General features: G+C 51.9%; 16 protein-coding genes. 8 read left to right on the top strand and 8 right to left on the bottom strand.

The genetic code is table 11. The features are described 5' to 3' along the window. Positions 1-182: 182 nt before the first annotated feature. The 3 genes from BRW83_RS05995 to BRW83_RS11975 form a co-directional block, all read right to left on the bottom strand. Positions 183-1,670: a DNA recombination protein RmuC gene (locus BRW83_RS05995; RefSeq protein ID WP_036603799.1), complete on the bottom strand. Its 1,488-nt coding sequence runs from the start codon at positions 1,668-1,670 to the stop codon at positions 183-185. Positions 1,671-1,786: 116 nt separating this feature from the next. Further along, positions 1,787-3,856 (bottom strand): heavy metal translocating P-type ATPase, encoded by a 2,070-nt coding sequence (locus BRW83_RS05990; RefSeq protein ID WP_231284486.1) that lies wholly within the window; start codon positions 3,854-3,856, stop codon positions 1,787-1,789. After that, positions 3,805-4,131, bottom strand: a complete 327-nt coding sequence (locus BRW83_RS11975; RefSeq protein ID WP_231284487.1) for a hypothetical protein — start codon at positions 4,129-4,131, stop codon at positions 3,805-3,807. The genes BRW83_RS05990 and BRW83_RS11975 overlap by 52 nt, the downstream gene beginning before the upstream one ends. A 153-nt stretch (positions 4,132-4,284) precedes the next feature. On the opposite strand from BRW83_RS11975, the gene cadR reads away from it, so the two are divergent. The 6 genes from cadR to BRW83_RS05960 all read left to right on the top strand — a co-directional run bounded on the left by cadR (position 4,285) and on the right by BRW83_RS05960 (position 9,003). Next, positions 4,285-4,797, top strand: coding sequence for a Cd(II)/Pb(II)-responsive transcriptional regulator (cadR, locus tag BRW83_RS05985; RefSeq protein WP_005880743.1), 513 nt, complete (start codon positions 4,285-4,287; stop codon positions 4,795-4,797). A gap of 110 nt (positions 4,798-4,907) precedes the next feature. Next, a complete protein-coding gene (hpnD, locus tag BRW83_RS05980; RefSeq protein WP_005880744.1) occupies positions 4,908-5,744 on the top strand; it encodes a presqualene diphosphate synthase HpnD in 837 nt (278 codons plus the stop codon). Then, positions 5,731-7,053 (top strand): hydroxysqualene dehydroxylase HpnE, encoded by a 1,323-nt coding sequence (hpnE, locus tag BRW83_RS05975; RefSeq protein WP_315897803.1) that lies wholly within the window; start codon positions 5,731-5,733, stop codon positions 7,051-7,053. Before hpnD ends, hpnE begins: the two co-directional genes overlap by 14 nt. A 170-nt stretch (positions 7,054-7,223) precedes the next feature. Next, positions 7,224-7,670 (top strand): rhodanese-like domain-containing protein, encoded by a 447-nt coding sequence (locus tag BRW83_RS05970; protein ID WP_196793299.1) that lies wholly within the window; start codon positions 7,224-7,226, stop codon positions 7,668-7,670. A gap of 203 nt (positions 7,671-7,873) precedes the next feature. Then, positions 7,874-8,386: a cyclophilin-like fold protein gene (locus tag BRW83_RS05965; protein WP_231284488.1), complete on the top strand. Its 513-nt coding sequence runs from the start codon at positions 7,874-7,876 to the stop codon at positions 8,384-8,386. A 59-nt stretch (positions 8,387-8,445) separates the two neighbouring features. After that, complete coding sequence (locus BRW83_RS05960; protein WP_005880751.1) at positions 8,446-9,003, top strand: DapH/DapD/GlmU-related protein; 558 nt, start codon at positions 8,446-8,448, stop codon at positions 9,001-9,003. Between the two features lie 45 nt (positions 9,004-9,048). On the opposite strand, the gene radA is transcribed toward BRW83_RS05960, so the two are convergent. Together radA and alr are read right to left on the bottom strand one after the other, a co-directional pair. Then, the gene (radA, locus tag BRW83_RS05955) at positions 9,049-10,419 is read right to left on the bottom strand and encodes a DNA repair protein RadA (RefSeq protein WP_005880752.1); all 1,371 of its coding nucleotides are present in this window, start codon (positions 10,417-10,419) and stop codon (positions 9,049-9,051) included. 39 nt (positions 10,420-10,458) lie between these two features. Next, positions 10,459-11,538, bottom strand: coding sequence for an alanine racemase (gene alr, locus BRW83_RS05950; RefSeq protein WP_005880753.1), 1,080 nt, complete (start codon positions 11,536-11,538; stop codon positions 10,459-10,461). 270 nt (positions 11,539-11,808) lie between these two features. Here alr and lplT point away from each other — a divergent pair, with 270 nt between their 5' ends. Then, on the top strand, positions 11,809-13,062 hold the full coding sequence (gene lplT, locus BRW83_RS05945; protein WP_005880754.1) for a lysophospholipid transporter LplT: 1,254 nt from the start codon (positions 11,809-11,811) through the stop codon (positions 13,060-13,062). Between the two features lie 115 nt (positions 13,063-13,177). Here lplT and BRW83_RS05940 read toward each other — a convergent pair whose 3' ends face one another. From BRW83_RS05940 to BRW83_RS05930, 3 genes are all read right to left on the bottom strand, one after another. Further along, positions 13,178-14,797 (bottom strand): autotransporter family protein, encoded by a 1,620-nt coding sequence (locus tag BRW83_RS05940; protein WP_005880755.1) that lies wholly within the window; start codon positions 14,795-14,797, stop codon positions 13,178-13,180. Beyond that, positions 14,798-15,571, bottom strand: coding sequence for a hypothetical protein (locus BRW83_RS05935; protein WP_036602943.1), 774 nt, complete (start codon positions 15,569-15,571; stop codon positions 14,798-14,800). A 242-nt stretch (positions 15,572-15,813) separates the two neighbouring features. After that, positions 15,814-17,016, bottom strand: a complete 1,203-nt coding sequence (locus tag BRW83_RS05930; protein WP_005880756.1) for a multidrug effflux MFS transporter — start codon at positions 17,014-17,016, stop codon at positions 15,814-15,816. Between the two features lie 169 nt (positions 17,017-17,185). Here BRW83_RS05930 and BRW83_RS11970 point away from each other — a divergent pair, with 169 nt between their 5' ends. After that, positions 17,186-18,025, top strand: coding sequence for an energy transducer TonB (locus BRW83_RS11970; RefSeq protein ID WP_005880757.1), 840 nt, complete (start codon positions 17,186-17,188; stop codon positions 18,023-18,025). Positions 18,026-18,030 lie beyond the last annotated feature (5 nt).

The following is an 18,030-nucleotide window of genomic DNA, read 5'->3' as shown; positions in this document are numbered from 1 at the left end:
TATTACCACAAGGAAATATATTATCGCACGCTCCAAATTTTTTTGCTGGAGTATTTGATTTTGTACGGGAAAAATGGATTTTATAAAAACCCAATAAAATTAACGGACTGGACGATATATTGAATATTTCGGGTTAAGCATTGTTTTTTTGCCGCCACAATATAAAAAGCTCCACAACATGTTTAATCATGTTTATTCCCGTCCTCCGGCATTTCCCCGCTTGCGGACAGAAGATCGACACCGAGAAGTTCCTGTGCGCGTTCTTCAGGAAGTGCCTCGACCTTTTTCAGCTTGCGCGACATCTGGCGCGTTCGTGTCTGTGCGTCATCAATGTTTCTGGCCGCTCTTTCCAGGACTTTTTTGGTCGCATCCAGAACCGTACCGAACTTGGCAAATTCCGTCTTGACCGCACCAAGAATCTGCCAGACTTCGGAAGACCTTTTTTCCAGTGCCAGCGTCCTGAACCCCATTTGCAGACTGTTCAACAAAGCCGACAGGGTGGATGGGCCTGCTATGCTGATGCGGTGCGTGCGCTGCAACTCGTCAGAGAGGCCGGGACGGCGCATGACTTCGGCATACAAGCCTTCTGTCGGCAAAAAGAGCAACGCGAAATCCGTGGTATGCGGGGGTGCAAGATATTTGTCGGCAATGGTTTTGGCCTGCAAACGGATAGCCCGCTCAAGCTCTTTTCCGGCAACGGCGACACCGTCGGCATCGGCACATTCAGACGCTTCCATAAGACGCTCATACTGCTCTTTCGGGAATTTGGCATCCACAGGCAACCATACCGGATGGGTATCCTCCCCTTTTCCCGGAAGTTTGATGGCGAATTCGACAACGGCACCCGAACCGGGCACCGTTTCGACATTTTTGGCGTATTGCTCCGGCGTCATGAGCTGTTCCAGCAACATTTCAAGCTGGACTTCGCCCCATGTGCCACGCGTTTTCACGTTGGTCAGTACGCGTTTCAAATCACCCACTCCCATCGCCAGCTGATGCATTTCACCCAGCCCCTGATGCACTTTTTCAAGGCGTTCCGAAACCTGTTTGAACGATTCACCCAGGCGCTGTTCCAGTGTGGCGTGCAGTTTTTCGTCGACTGTCTGCCTCATTTCTTCCAGTTTTTTGGCATTGTCGGACTGGAGTTCACGGATTTTCTCTTCCAGCACACCGCGCACTTCTGCCATGCGCTTCGTATTCGATTCAGTCAGGGTGGTCAGCGTCTGGTGAAGCGTATCGGAAAAACGCTTCATGGCTTCAGCCTGTTCCGCGCGAGCATGTTGCGACTGGAGAGCAATCCCTTCCCGCATTTTTTCAAGCTGTTCGTTGTTTGTCGCAGCCAGACGGGCCAGTTGTTCGGCAAAACCGCGCATCTGGTCGCTTTGTATCGTCGAGACACTTGTCATCTGCTGGGTAACCCCTTGCTGGAACTGTAGAAGAGTGGCCGCCAGTTCCTGCCGCGTACCCTGTGCGCTCGAAAGAACCTGTTCGCGCAATTGCCGCTCTGTCCGTTCATTAATGGCCTGCATGGCATCAGCCAGTTCCCGTTGCAGCTCTGGCAAGGCGTCATTCAAACCCGATTGACGGCTCTGCCGGAACAAGTGGATCAAAAGCAGAACAAGGCAGAGGGCGACGAGGACAATCAGGGAATACAGGGCGGTTTCATTCATGGGCAGACGACTTTCCATATAGTCAGCAAACAAACAGCAAACCACGGGACTGTTTCCGGTTAAAACAGCCCCGTTCTTTCTGACGCTATTTTACTCACATTAAGCGCCACCGCTCTCTATTTTCTCAAAACACGCAGCCCGTTCATCAGAACCAGCAGGCTGGCGCCCATATCGGCAAAAACGGCCATCCACATCGTCGCCATGCCGAACAGCGCCAGTCCGAAGAAAACGAGTTTGATGCCCAGTGAGATCATAATGTTCTGCCAGAGAATGGAATACGTGCTGGCCGACAGGTCAATCATTTGCGGGATACGGCGCAAATCGTCGTTCATGATCACGACATCGGCCGCTTCCATTGCAATATCGGTTCCGGCATCCCCCATCGCAATACCGATATCGGCATGAGCGAGCGCAGGCGCGTCATTGATGCCGTCCCCGATCATGGCTGTCACGCCATATTGCTTCTGAAGTTCACGCACGGCATCCATTTTTTCAGCCGGCAATAAATTGCCACGGACATTTTCAATGCCCGCTTCATCGGCGATTGTCCGTGCCGTCGTTTCATTGTCGCCGGTCAGCATGACGGCGACGATATGTTTCTTTTTCAGTTCGGCCAGCGCTTCACGGGAACTTTCCTTGATTCGGTCGGCGACGGCAAAAATGGCAAGCACCTGTGCTTCTGACGCCAGAACCGTGACGGTATAACCCTGTTTTTCGAATTCGAGCAATTGTTCATGCACTTGCCGAACACAAAGGCCTTTTTCCTCGATCAACCGGTGATTGCCCATAATGAGCGGATGACCTTCAAGCGTTCCTTTCACCCCTCTTCCCGGCAAATCCGAAAATTGGGCAACCGCTCTCGCCGTCCGGTTCAATCCGGATGCAATGGCTTTCGAAACGGGATGGGCTGAGCTGTCTGCCAAACCCATCGCCCATGACAGGACTTCATCTTCAGAAAAAACCGACGGAATAATCCTGACGGTCAGCAAACGCGGCTTGCCTTCCGTAACCGTGCCGGTCTTGTCCAGTGCAACGACTTTTATTTTCCGTGCTTCTTCAAGATAGACGCCGCCCTTCATCAAAATCCCCTTGCGGGCGGCAGCTGCCAGACCGCTGACAACCGTGACCGGGGTGGCAATGACCAGCGCGCATGGACAGGCGATGACCAGCATGACGAGCGCCTTGTACACTGCTTGCCCCCACGTCCAGCCGAAAAGAAACGGCGTCAGGACGGCAACGCCCAGAGCGAACAGAAAGACCAGAGGTGTATAGACAGCGGCAAACTTATCGACGAAACGCTGGGTCGGCGCACTGGTTTCCTGCGCTTCCTCAACTGCCTTGATGATACGAGCGACGACGGTGTCGGATGCCAGTGCCGTGACGGCAAATTCGATCATGCCCGACTCGTTGATGGTTCCGGCAAAAACCGGATCGCCGGGTTTTTTATCGACCGGAATGCTTTCTCCTGTCACCGGCGACTGGTCGACCGTTCCATGACCGTTTTCGACAATGCCGTCCAGTGGAATCCGGCCGCCCGGACGGACGCGAACAAGTGTTGCAAGAGACACATCCCTGACGGGAATGGCAGTCCAGATACCTTCCGCATTCCTGACTTCCGCTGTCGGCGGTGTCAAATCCAGCAAATTGCGAATGGCATTGCGAGCCCGATCGACAGAACGCGCCTCGATCAGTTCGGCAATGGCGTACAGGGCCATGACCATAGCCGCTTCCGGCCACTGGCCGATCAGGAAAGCGCCTGTCACGGCAACCGTCATCAGGGCATTGATATTGAAACGCCTCTGCATCAGGGCGGCAAGACCCTTGCGGTAGGTGGTAAACCCGGACAGCCAGATTGCGACAGCCGACAGAGCCATACCCCCGATCTTGACGGATAGAAGATCGCCTCCGGCAAAATCCAGAATCTCGACGGCAATCGCGATGGTGAGCGCCAGCCAGAGATGGTAAACACGGTCTTCTTTTTTGGGAACACTGATTTCAGGGCCTTCCGTCACAATCGGTTCAGGCTTGTAACCGGCTTTTTTAATCGCGGCAACACTCTTTTCGACAATTTCCCTGTTGGCGTCAATGGACAGCGTCCGCGAAGCCAGCTGGAAATTCAGGCCACGGATGCCGTTCACCCTCGCAAGGATTTGCCGGATGTCGTTTTCCTCGACGGAACAATCCATGCTGTCGATATAAAAAACAGCGTGTCCTTTCGGGTGTCGCGACGCCAAAGGAGGTTCTGCAGCCGGGCCATGTCCCGAACAGGCGCAACTGCCACAGGAAAAATCGTGCGAATGCCCATGCCCCCCAGTGTGGTCATGTTCATGCTCGTGCTGATGGCTATGCACCTCTTCATGAACGTGATGGACATGCTCATGGTCAGGTCCGTTTTCGTGCCTGTGTCCATGCGGGCAGCAATCGTGTTCACTCTCGTGCCGATGATCTTTCGAATGTTCATGTGCCATGGTATTTCTCCTCATTGACACATATTAAAAACCCTGTAGTCACTTCAGAGTCAAGAGGCAATAATCCGGTATTTGCGATATGATTCCGATACGGCGATTCCGACAGGAATAAAGATCGTTTGAAAACCTGAAAAAGGACTTGATCCATGAAGATCGGAGAACTGGCACAAAAAACCGGAATGCAGGTAGAAACCGTCCGTTATTATGAAAAAGAGGGGCTCTTGCCCAGAATCGGCCGCACCGACAGCAATTATCGCGTTTATAGCGATGCCCATGTCGAACGCCTGCTCTTCATCCGTCATTGCCGCTCACTCGACATGACTCTGGATGAAATCCGGATTCTTCTCCACTTCAAGGATATTCCCGACGAAAGCTGTGACCGGGTCAATGCTCTTCTGGACGAGCATATCGGCCATGTGGCTGAACGGATCAGGGACCTGAAAAAACTGGAAAAACAGCTCAAGAACCTGAGAGACCAGTGTCGCGACGCAAAAGATATCGCCAGTTGCGGCATATTGAATGCCCTTTCCTGTTCCAAAACCTGTACGGCAATGGCGATCAAGAATGAAATGCCTTTGACGCACGTTCATGCCACGCATGGCGGTGATTTGCACATCGCCTCGAAAAAGAAAAAAAATTCCATAGCGGTGAAGGAATGAAAACCGGTTTTGCCGCTTATTTGGGAAAAATGCCATTTTCCTCTCTGAAAACAGTTTGTTTCCAGACTGTTTTTACGGGATAATGAAGACTTTCATTCATTCCTGCGCTTATGTTGCCTGACGAATATTGCCAACAGAAAGCGGCGGCAAGCGGTTCCAGTTTTTACGTCAGTTTCCGTTTTCTCCCTGCAGACCGCCGTAAAGCCATCACGGCTCTTTACGCCTTTTGTCGTGAGGTGGACGATATTGTCGATGACCAGACCATGGATGCCGCCCAGGCACGTTTCAAACTCGATGGCTGGCGCAAGGAAATCGCCGAAATGGAGGCAGGCAGACCTGACCACCTGATCACGCAAGCCCTGTTTCCTCATCTCGAAGCCTTCAATCTGGATGTCAACCTTTTGCTGGCCATTATCGATGGCATGGAAATGGATCTGGACAAGGTTCGCTACGAAAGCTTTGACGACCTCAAAAAATATTGCTGGCATGTGGCCAGTGCCGTCGGAATTCTCGCTGCCCGGATATTCGGACTGACAAACCCGCAAACCGGGGAATACGCCGAAAAGCTCGGGCTGGCATTCCAGCTGACGAATATTATCCGGGACGTTGGCGAAGACATCAAAATCGGCCGTATTTACCTGCCTGCCGATGAATTGAAAGAGTTCGGGGTGACTGAAGACGATCTTGAAAAAGCCCGTTATACCCCGGAATTTTCGGAATTGATGGATTTTCAGGCAAAACGTGCCCTTTCCCTGTACGACGAGGCTTTTGCCCTGCTGCCTGAAGAAGACCGGCAATCGCAAAGACCGGGCTTGATGATGGCTTCCATTTATCGCGAATTGCTTCTGCAAATCAAAAAGAAGGATTTTCCCGTACTGACGGAACACGTTTCCCTGACAAAAACGAAAAAACTCTGGCTGGCCTGGAAGGCATATGTCGATGAATGATCGGGTCGCCATTATCGGCGCCGGCTGGGCAGGTTGCGCCTCAGCCGTCGAGGCAATCGACAATGGTTTTGATGTCACCCTCTTTGAAGCTTCTCGTATTCCGGGTGGCCGCGCCAGAAAGACCGTTATTGAAGGAATGACTCTCGATAACGGGCAGCACATCCTCCTTGGAGCTTACTCGAAAACACTGCAAATGATGGCACAGGTCGGAATCGACACGGATGCCGCCTTTTTACGCCTGCCCCTGCAAATGCATTACCCGCCTCTTTCGGGCGCCATGAATTTCGAGACCCCGCGCCTGCCCGCCCCCCTGCATCTCGCTGTCGGACTGTTCAAAACGAAAGGGCTGGCCTGGGAAGACAAGATCGCGCTGGCCCGTTTTTTTACCGCCTGCCGCCATATCCGCTGGGATATCGGTACAGACCGGCCGCTAGTCCGCCTGCTGGAACAATTCTGGCAAACCCCGAGATTGTATGGCCTTCTGTGGCGCCCTCTCTGTATGGCGTCGATGAATACGACGCCGGAAAAGGCTTCGGCACAGGTTTTCCTGTCCATTCTGAAAGACAGTCTTGGTGCACGAAGGCATGCTTCCGACATGCTTCTGCCGAAAATGGATCTCTCAGCCATTTTTCCTGAAAAGGCCATTGACCACCTGACACGGCATGGAGGGAAAATCAGGATGGGAGAAACCGTCCGCGAACTGGATCATGATGAAACCGGCTGGACGGTCAATGGAGACGGGAATCAACGGTATGATGCCGTTATTGTGGCCACGTCCGCTGCTGGCGCAGCAAGCCTTCTGAAAGACAAAATCGATGTATCGCTGCTTTCGCAGTTCGAATTCGAACCGATTTCAACCTGTTACCTGAAATATCCCGAATCCGTCCGTCTGGACAGACCTTTCTATGCCCTGACAGACAATCCTGACAAAAAGGAATGGGGACAATACGTTTTCGACCGTGGACACCTCATGCATGACCAGCCTGGACTTCTGGCAGTCGTCGTCAGCGTTTCATCTGCTGTCGACGAAGCCGATAAGGGAACACTCGACGCGGATATTGCCAGACAACTGGCTAAAGCGTTCAAACGCCCCGAACTGGAAAAACCTCTGTGGAGCCGCATCATTACGGAAAAAAGAGCGACTTTTTCCTGTACGCCTGGTCTTGAAAGACCTGCCGCAGTGACTGAAAAAAATGGCCTGTTTCTGGCAGGCGATTATCTACGCAAGGATTATCCCGCCACCCTTGAATCCGCCATTTCCAGCGGAATCGCGTGCGCAAAAATTTTGTCAAAAAGACAACTTAAATGACGTTTTGACAATATTTTTGATGTATAATTTTTCCTGAAATAAATTTTTGGCCGGTTTTTTGTTGTAATTTTTGCAATATTTTAGTGTCGGCTGTTATATCAAGGAAAATAGACATGTTCAACGAGTCTGCTCCCCAAAACCAGTCGGGCATTTTATCCGATGTATTCAAAATGACTCCCGAAGAGATTCTGAACCGGGCCAGAGCGCGCGCAAAAGAGCAGAACCTTTTATGCGCCGGTGCAGTCACTCCTGAAGAAGCATGGGCTCTCGTTTGCGCCGATGCCGCTGTCATTGTCGATGTCCGTACGCAGGAAGAACACAAATTCGTCGGCTATGTCCCTGACTCCATCCTCATTCCCTGGATGTGCGGGAATTCCATGGTCAAAAATCCCAGTTTCATCAGCGAAGCTTCCAAACAACTCGGCAAGGATGCCAATATCCTGATGTTGTGCCGGAGTGCAAAACGTTCGGCCGGTGCTGCCGAAGCCCTGACCTTTGCCGGATACACCAGTGTTTTCAATATCATGGAAGGTTTTGAGGGCGATCTGGACGAAAACATGCAGCGTAATCACATCAACGGCTGGCGTTTCAGAAAACTTCCCTGGTCACAGGAATAACATCCTTCCCACTATCAGACGGCTTTTATGCCGTTTTTTTCTGCTGGTGAGAGAATCAGGCAATCATCAGGCATGATTGTATCTGGCCTCTCCTCTCCCGCAAGAGCATACTTTTTCCATAGCGGATACGTTTATAAAACGCCTATCGGAAATTTTTTCCGCCAGCAATCCGTTTTCGATGACAACTTCGGCAAATGGAAAATATGAAAAAGATTTTGATGATCCCGGTGCTGCCCGGGCTGGTGTTGTCCTCCAGTGCCTGTTCCTCCGACTCGGGTGATACCGCCCGTTTTTCAACGAATCGTACTGTTAAAACGCCTGAACAAACCCGGATTCCCGATCATTCAGACAGCTTGATGAACATGAAACTGAATATTATGACGGATAAGGGAGTGGTTCATGCAAGGCTATACGATAATGCAAGCGCAAAGGATTTTATTGCCCTGTTGCCACTCACTTTGATGCTGGAAGACTTTAACAAAACGGAAAAAATTGCGGGATTGCCAAAAGGGCTGTCCACAAGTGGAGCACCAAACGGATACACACCTCACAAGGGCGATATCGCCTTTTACGCTCCCTGGGGAAATCTGTGCATTTTCTATCGTGATTTTCGGTATTCACCGGGTCTGGTGCAATTGGGGAAAACAGACGATGACGGAATTTCAAAGCTGACAACAAGCCATTCTGTCACGATAAGCCTCGATACAGACCAATGATCAGGCCAGTAATAAAGAGAGTGTTTGATCAGACAAGATGACAATTTAATGAGGATAATATGAAAGATATTTTTGAACGGTCCAGATCGGGAGAGCCGGTCAGTATCGGCGACGCAGACTATAAAGAAATGCAAGATGCTCTTGAACTGGCAAGACGGATAACCGGAGAAATCAATACCGTTTATCACACACCTGTCGAAGTCCTCAACCTCTTGCGCCGACTGGGCGCGAAAATCGACGATACCGCCGAAATCCGGACGCCTTTTTATACCGATTTCGGCAAATTCATCGAAGTCGGCAAAAACGTGTTCGTCAACAATGCCTGCACTTTCATGGACAGGGGCGGCATCATACTTGAAGACGAGGTGAAAATCGGGCCACGGGTCAACCTGATTACGGAAAACCACGATCTTGATCCGACGAAACGGAGAACACTCATCTCCAACAGGATTGTCGTTAAAAGAAACGTCTGGATCGGAGCGGCAGCGACGATATTGCCCGGTGTGACGATCGGTGAAAACGCCGTCGTGGCTGCCGGAGCTGTCGTGACAAGAGACGTGCCTCCCAACACAATTGTGGCAGGCGTACCGGCAAAAGTGATCAAACAGATCCCATAAAAAAAGCCGGATCGACAATATCCGGCTTTTTATGCATCCATCCGGTTACTGAAGCTCCCGCAGGCGATCGAACGCTTCATCGATCCGTTCAACGCCAATGACAGTCAGACCTTCAAACGGCTGTTTCGGTGCATTGGCTTTTGGAATGATCGCCATTGAAAAACCGAGTTTGACCGCTTCTTTCAGGCGATCCTGCCCTCTCGGCGCAGGCCGGATTTCACCGGCAAGCCCGACTTCGCCGAAAACAACGAGTCCTCTCGGCAAGGGCTTGTTCCGCAGGGATGAATTGATGGCCAGCAAAACGGCCAGATCGGCAGCTGGCTCGCTGATTTTGACACCGCCTACCGCATTGATGAAAACATCCTGATCGTAAGCGGCGATATTGGCATGCCGGTGCATGACGGCCAACAGCATCGCCAGCCGGTTCTGTTCCAGCCCGACAGACAATCTGCGGGCGTTTGGGGTCGGGGATGCATCGACCAGAGCCTGAATTTCGACCAGTAACGGCCGCATGCCTTCCAGCGTCGCCATGACGCAGGAACCGGCGATTTCGCGCTGATGCTGCGAGAGGAACAGGGCAGACGGATTGGATACCCCCTTCAATCCCTTTTCCGTCATGGCGAAAACGCCCAGTTCGTTGACCGCCCCGAAACGGTTTTTGAACGCGCGGATCAGGCGGAAGCTGGAATGGGCATCGCCTTCGAAATACAGGACGGTATCGACGATATGTTCCAGTACGCGGGGGCCTGCCAGTGCCCCTTCCTTGGTGACATGCCCGACCATGATAATCGTCGTACCCGACTGTTTGGCAAAACGGGTCAGCTGGGCAGCGCATTCCCGGACCTGTGCGACAGACCCCGGAGCGGATGTCAGCGCATCGGAATAAATGGTCTGGATCGAATCGACCACGGCGACTTCCGGTTTCAGCTTGTCCAGCGTGCCGATGATTTTCTCCAGCTGAATTTCAGCCTGTAACTGGAGGTTCTGGGCAGTTAGCCCCAAACGTTTGGCGCGAAGCGCGACCTGCGCGCCGGACTCTTCCCCGCTGACGTAGAGCACGTTCTTGTGTTGAGCCAGATTGACCAGTGTCTGCAAAAGCAGTGTCGATTTGCCGATACCGGGATCGCCGCCGATCAGGACGACCCCGCCGGACACAAGTCCTCCGCCGAGTACCCGGTCGAACTCATTGATACCCGATTCGAAACGGGGAACGTCTATTGCGTCGATATCGGCTAGGGACAGGACCGGTGCCGTCTGTGCAATTCCCTGACGATTGGTTGAAAAACGGTTGGCAGAGGACTCGATGACCGTTTCGACCAATGTATTCCATTGCCCGCAGGCCGGGCACTTGCCTGCCCATTTGCTGCTGATGCCGCCACATTCGGTACAGGTATACTGGATTTTCGCTTTAGCCATAAATCTCGTTCAATGAGGTGTGCCGTTAAATGAATGCCTCTACCAGCATTCCACGATTCTCGGGCGCAATGACAGGGCGCACATGAGTTCATATCCGACCGTACCGGCCGCTTCTGCGACCTCGTCGATCGGCAACTCATTGCCCCACAGGGTTACCTTGCTGCCGACGTGGGCGTCCTTCACAGGCGTCAGATCGACCGTGATCATATCCATCGAGACGCGCCCGACCAGACGGGTTTTCACGCCATCGACAATAACGTGGGTTCCCTCCGGAGCCATACGGGGATATCCGTCGGCATAGCCACAGGCGACGACACCGATTTTCATCGGGCCGGTTGCGGTGAATATACTGCCGTAGCCAACGGAATCGCCCTCGTTGATGTTCTGGATCTGGATGATTTCGCTGGACAGGGTCATTACCGGCTTCAGACCGTATTCTTCCGCTGTCTTGCCACCCGGTGTGCCACCGTAAAGCATGACACCGGGACGAACCCAGTCGGTGCGCAATTGTGGATGGAGCAAAATGGCGCCGGAATTGGACAGGTTGCGAACGCCCGGCAATCCGGCCGATCCGGAATCGAAGCGCTTCAATTGTTCTTCAACGGACATTTTTTTATGTCCTGACACTTCAGAGTTGGCGAAGTGGGTCATATGGGAAATTTCCCGAACATTCGGGATTTTTTTCAGGCGTTCATACGCTTTGGAATATTCTGCAGGAAGAAAACCGAGCCGGTTCATGCCCGTATTCATTTTCAGGTGAACGTCCACCGGCAAATCGAGACGGGATTTTTCGAGCATGTCGATCTGTTCGTCACAGTGAACGGCAAAAGCGATGTTATAACGGGCCAGAATCGGCAATTCATGGGCATAGAAAAAACCTTCGAGCAGCAATATCGGCTTTTTCCAGCCGATTTCACGCAGGTGAATGGCCGATTCCATTTCGATCAGTGCAAAACCGTCTGCATCGTTCAATGCCCGAACGGAACGTTCAAGACCATGACCGTAGGCATTTGCCTTGACGACGCCCCATATTTTTGCTCTCGGGACAGTGGAACGGACGACGGAAAGGTTATGCTGCATGGCAGCGATGTCGATATTGGCAACTAAAGGTCTGGTCATGGGAAAAACTGTCAAATAAAAATAAAACCCGCCTCGTTGCGGGGTGATTCGATACGGATCAAGCCATTCTGGCTCCCGGAAATCGGGCTTATCTGCAAATAAAAGCATATTACCCCCCATCCTTGCGGGAGGCAATCTCGCCCTGAAACAATATGAAAAAAGACAGCCGGAAGAACGATCTGGAAGTTTTCCATAATACAAAAAAATCTGACCCGGCCATCCTTAATATTGTAAACTTGAGGTTTTGACGTTTATAGAAGACCGTAATATATGAATCGTGGCTTTTATGCTGTCATGGCAGCGGAATTCTTTTCCTCGCTGGCGGACAATGCGCTTCTGATCGTTGCCATCGCCATTCTGGCCCAAATGGATTCTCCGGCCTGGATGACGCCGCTTTTACGGCTGTTCTTCGTACTCTCTTACGTCTGTCTGGCGGCTTTCGTCGGCGCTTTTTCCGATTCGATGCCAAAAGGCCGCGTCATGTTCATCACCAATACGGTCAAATTCATTGGTTGCAGCCTGATTTTCGCTGGCATTCATCCCCTGATTTCCTACGCTATCGTCGGGCTTGGCGCTGCCGCCTATTCCCCAGCGAAATATGGCATCCTGACAGAAATGCTGCCAGCCGAAAAACTCGTCGTCGCCAATGGCTGGATCGAAGGACTGACAGTGAGTTCCATCGTTCTCGGAACCGTTCTGGGCGGTGCGCTGATCAACCCTCACGTTTCCGCCTTTCTGGTCGGCCTGATCCATTTCGCGGAAGCTACCCCGGCCATTGCCGCGCTGACCGTCATCATGCTGGTTTACATTCTGGCTGCGCTCTTTAACCTGCGTATTCCCGATCCCGGCGCGCGATATGCCAAACAGTCGTTCAACCCTGCCGCATTGCTGAAAAGTTTCTATCACAGCTTCACCACTCTCTGGCACGACAAGCTTGGCCAGATTTCACTGGCCGTCACCACCCTCTTCTGGGGAGCAGGCGCGACACTCCAGTTTATCGTGCTGAAATGGGCGCAACATGCTCTTGGCCTGCCACTGGACAAGGCCGCCTTTCTGCAGGGGATCGTCGCGGTCGGCATTGCCATCGGCGCCGTCTCGGCAGCCAGATTCATCAAACTGAAAAATTCCCTCAAGGTCATGAAACTCGGCGCGGCCATGGGCATCGTCGTCATGGTCATGACGATGGTACATTCCGTCTGGCTCGCTTATCCGCTTCTCGTCCTTGTCGGCGGCCTCGCAGGATTCTTCGTCGTGCCGATGAATGCCCTCCTCCAGCATCGGGGTCATGTACTTCTGTCTGCCGGTAGCTCTATCGCCGTACAAAACTTCAACGAAAACCTGTCTATTTTGACAATGCTGGGTGTCTATTCACTCCTGATCGCACTTGACCTGTCCACCAATGCCATCATTATCCTTTTCGGCAGTTTCGTCACCCTGACCATGTTGCTCGTCATGTACTGGCATGCCTGTAACCAGAAAAAACAGGATTCCCTCCACCTGATCGGCGAAGACAAGCGTCACTGATTTTCCTTAAAACGGGAAAAACAAAAAAACGGGATACGAGATCCCGTTTTTTTATATCCTGCCGCCAATGCACAGCGATGGTGGAAGCACCATCGCCTTCATGAAACAAAAACGGTCAGAACGATACTCTCAGACCGACATTGACATTCCAGAGAGACCGGACATGGTCGCCATCCTGACGTTCGAATTCGCCATAGAGACGTGCCTGATCGTTGAATTTCCAGTCGATGCCCAGACCGTAATATGGACGGGTACCGGAAATATCGCCTTTGAAAACGTTGTCGGCATTGATGATCGTTTTGTCGTCGCCCGTGAATTCATGGATAACACCGCCTTTCACGTAAGGCTGGACATAACGGTTTTTGCTGATTTCCCATTTTTTGCCCAGGACGAGACCGGCACGGCCTGTTACGACATCGGCATTTTTGGTATCGACTGCCAAACCGTTATCCATCGTGAAATTCTTGCCTTTCAGCCAGAAATACGACAACTGGAGTTGCGGTTCGATGAACACGTCATTGGCCAGTTTGAAATGGCGGCCTGCCTCGATACTGGCGCCGAGCGCATAACGGTTGTACGAACCCGATACCGGCGTACCGTCGAGCATGTGGTCACTGATTTTCTGATGATACCGATCCCAGGAGAGCACACCGTCAGCATACCAGCCATCGGTATGTTTCCATGTCGCATAGGCTGCCAGTCCGAAGGATTCGTTCTTGCCCGAGCCGCCCCATAATCCGTGAAGATCCTGATCGGCTTTCGTATATTGGCCCTTGACACCGAAAAGCCAGTCATTATTGGCATCCTGCTTGACCAAACGGTCGAAACCGGCTGAAGCGCCATAAACGTCCTGAGAGAAACGGGTATCTTCCAGACCGTCGAGCTTGTCCTTCTGGCCAAATGCCCGGAACCAGAAACCGTCCTTTTTCTCGTCGTAACGGATTTCACCCATACGCTTGCGCAAATCGGCCAACTGGCTGTGCCACATCGAATAGGAAGAAGCAATCCCTGTCAGCGTCACGACCGCTTCCGCCGTAGGCGACAGGATTTCCCGTTCGGTACGTTGCAGATACCAGCCGGTTCCGACACCGGTATTGGCATTGGTTTCGTTATGCAGGTCATAAACGTAAGTACCGGCATCGACCAGCCGTGCCCGGTTTTCCAGCACGAATGAAGCGTCGCCGGAGGCCACTTCAGCCAGATAGGTATTCATCCGTTCGCGCTGCGGTTCGGCACCGACACTGTGAACGAGAATCCGGTTGGTGCCTGTACCGTTAGTGACCTTGATCGTATCGGATGCATCCCCCTCGATATCGGTTTTGAGCTTGAAGAGCGAGCCCCCTGAACCTTCCAGATTGTCGATCTTCAAGGTCTGGAAGTTACCGGGCAGATACGTCATGTCGATGATGGCATTATTCCCGGTATAAAAATTGGTGACCCGGCTGTTGCCCGCCACATTCCACGTTGCCCCGTTTATCGCGGTCAGATGGGTCGTACCGTCCGCCTCGACGACCCGACCGGTCAGGCTGGACGCATTATTCGTCAGGCTCAGGGTAATGTCGCCACTGTTCTGCGAAAGGATGTGTCCCTTGACGACACGGGTTGCACCATCGTCCGTACCATAATCGCCCATCTTGATTTTCCCGTTACTGAATACACGGGCGGCATAGGTCAGGCCGTTACCGTTGACGGCACTGATATTGGCGTCACCTGTAATATTGATCGCGCCATCCACTCAATTGGCAATCAGGGCATGGGCATCGACATTATTGTTTTCATTGACGGAAACGTTGGTCGTTTTGGCATCGATATTGACAACGCCTTCACTTGCCCAGATGCCGTTGTAGGCATACCAGGTGCCTGTCCGTCCCGCTCCACCGACCTCGACGTTAACCGTATCGTACTGAAGGTTGGCGGTGTGGTTGGCATCCCCGGCCAGACTCCAGCTATATATGCCAATGGCATTATTTCCGGTCGCATGGACATCGAGCGTTTTACCCCGCATTTCGATATTCATGTCCCGGCCCAGTTCGATAGCGCGGGCTTCAGTATTCGGCGCATTGGCACTGACCGTCAGGTTATCGACAGAAAAGTTGGCACTGCTCGGCGTTCCGGGATTGACCGTATTCAGTACGTACAAGCCATGAACGACGGTACCGGTAGCCTGGCCGGTTGCGGAAACTTCCATGTTCTTTCCGGTAACCGTAATGTCGTCCCCGGAAGAAAAGCCCGTTGTCTGTCCCAAAGACGTTCCGTTAGTGACATTGATTTTCAGGGAATCATTAATCTGGACCGTTACGGGATCGTATGTAGAAGAATTGATGAAAATCCCGGTACTGGAACCGCCATCGTCCGGCACAGCCGGTTTATCTACCTGGATCACTTTATTGTCATAGACAATATCGTCCGTCACGATCTCGCCGTACATATCGTCGGCAAAAACCTGATTGGATATCAATAAGCTTAACAATAAAGGGACTGCAAAAGGTATGACGCGTTTATTTATCATTGCTGAAGTCCTGTATTGGTTGTAAACGAAGACTTCACTACTAGAGCGCAGGACAAAACGTGAAAACTTGATATGTATCCAATTACTCCCGATTAAAGGGGAATTCGGTCAGACCATCTGTGATTTCTTAAAAACGTGACATTGAAAACTGCTGCATTTACAACGCTTGTGCATTGAAAACACAATGCTTTTCGAGTGTAAAAACACCTTCCCCAAGGGAGTCGTTCAGTCAGGAAAAAGCATCAATCCGGCGTATTGAGCCGTTTTTTGGCAATAACAAGAAAAATGAGGGAAAGTCCGCAACAGACCAGTGTCATGACACTGATGGACAAAATCATGTCGGCAAAACCGGTCAGCGGCGAAACGACGGCTCCGAAAATGAACAGGAAAAAGCCGATGATGGCTGAAGCGCTTCCGGCTTTGGCCCTTTCCAGTGTCAGCGCCAGCGATGTGGAGGTCGGCAAGATCATGCCCAGCGCCACCATCATCAGGAAAAGCAGCGCTTCAAGCAGATAAAACGACCAGCCCAAAACCAGAACGATGACGAAACACAGGCTGGAACCGGCCAGCCAGTAAACTCCTGTTGAAAGCGCATTGAAAACCCGGTCGAAACGCGGCGTCAGACGGCTGCCGACAATCATGCCCGATGCATTGATGGCAAAACACAGGCTGTACATGAATGCATCGAGATGAAAATATTCCTGAATCAGAAAGGGGGACGAGGCGATATAGGTGAAAAAAACACCCATCGCAAACATCTGTATCCAGACGTAATTCATGAAGCGGCCATTTTTCATGATCGGGATGAAATTGCCGAATGAATTGAAAATGCTTCCTGCAATGCGTCGCTCTTTCGGAAGCGATTCCCTGAAAACCAGAGACACGATAAAAAGGATCACACCGATTCCGAGAAGGATAAGGAAAATACCCTGCCAGTCGGTGTATTTCATGACAAAACCGCCGACAACCGGCGCGATGATCGGCGCCAGTCCGTTAATGACCATCAAAAGCGAAAAGAAATCCGCCAGCTCCTTGCCCTGATACAGATCGGCTGCGACTGACTTCGAAATGACAACGCCCCCCGCTCCGGCAATCCCCTGAAAAACCCGGAAAAATACGAAGGATTCAATATTCCATGAAAAAAGGCAGGCAACCGTCGAAACAATGAATAGTGCCATCGAGATGAGCAACATCCCTCTTCTGCCATATTTGTCGCTGGCAGGGCCGATGATCAGCTGACCGCCAGCCAGTCCCATCATGCTGGTTGTCAGGCTCAACTGTACCCATGATGTCGTCGTTCCAAACCAGGCAGCCAAAGCAGGCAAACCGGGCAGATAAAAATCGGTGACAAACGGCCCGAACGCGGACATCATGCCCATCGCGATCAGTAAAAACAGCCGGGAATTCATCCTGACCGGTTTATCCGTTTGCAAAACCTCACTCATATCTGTAAGAAGCAGGAAAAAACAGTCTTTATACTCTGCAGCGATGCTTTCTGGCAAGTGGCTTGTTCTATCATATATTCTTCGATGGCTTTCGACGATACAATAGCCGCTGTTATTGCCTAATATCTGTTTACTACTCTTACAGTATTCCTTTTCAGGCTTTTTTTCGATGAATTCAGGACAGAACCCGCCATTTCCCATACGCACAGAGACCTTTTCCTTTTCAAGGGAATTGAAAATCAGTCTGGCTGCGGTGCTCGCCTGTCACCTTCTTCTGGTCGGCTGGATCGGTTTGAATGGAAATGAACCGGAATCCGGGATCATGCCTCCAATGACAGGGATACTGCTTTCCGGAGGTTCCGGAACAGGAAACGGTGAAAAAGGCGCAGAAACTGGCGCTCCGGAGGCCGCTGGTGGGTCACCCGGCATGGAAAAACAAACGAAAACGGATGAACCCGGCCGTCGCAAAGAAAAAAGGCAAACCGTACCATCGGAAGCTGTTTCCGATGCAAAACTGATAAAGAATTCTTCTTCGGCTCCTCTTTCGACTCAGGGAAAAAATGCAGGAAGTGCCACAGGCACAGCCAAACCGGCTTCGGCGGCCTCATCACAAGGCAGTCCGGGAACGGCAGCCGGTACAGGCAATGGATCGGACAACAGATCAGGACAAGGAAGCGCAAGCGGCACAAACATGGCCGGTGGTTCGGGTAAAGGTGGCAGCGGGTTTTCGGGCCCTTACTCGGAAGCCGGTTTTTTCAGCAATCCCAAACCGCCGTATCCTGCCGTTTCGCGCCGGATGGCTGAAGAAGGCACCGTCCTTCTCTCGGTTCACATTCTGGCAGATGGCCGGGTCGATGAAGTGAAACTGAAACGGTCGAGTGGATTTTTCAGACTGGACGACTCGGCCATGAAAACCGTGCGCCACTGGCGCTATGTGCCAGCCAGACGAAACGGCAAACCGATACCTTACTGGTATGCCCAGCCAATCCGGTTTTCGCTGGACGACTGAATAAA

The organism is Oxalobacter formigenes, assembly GCF_002127965.1.
Taxonomy (GTDB): Bacteria; Pseudomonadota; Gammaproteobacteria; order Burkholderiales; family Burkholderiaceae_D; genus Oxalobacter; species Oxalobacter formigenes.
This window is presented reverse-complemented; position numbering and strand designations above follow the sequence as displayed.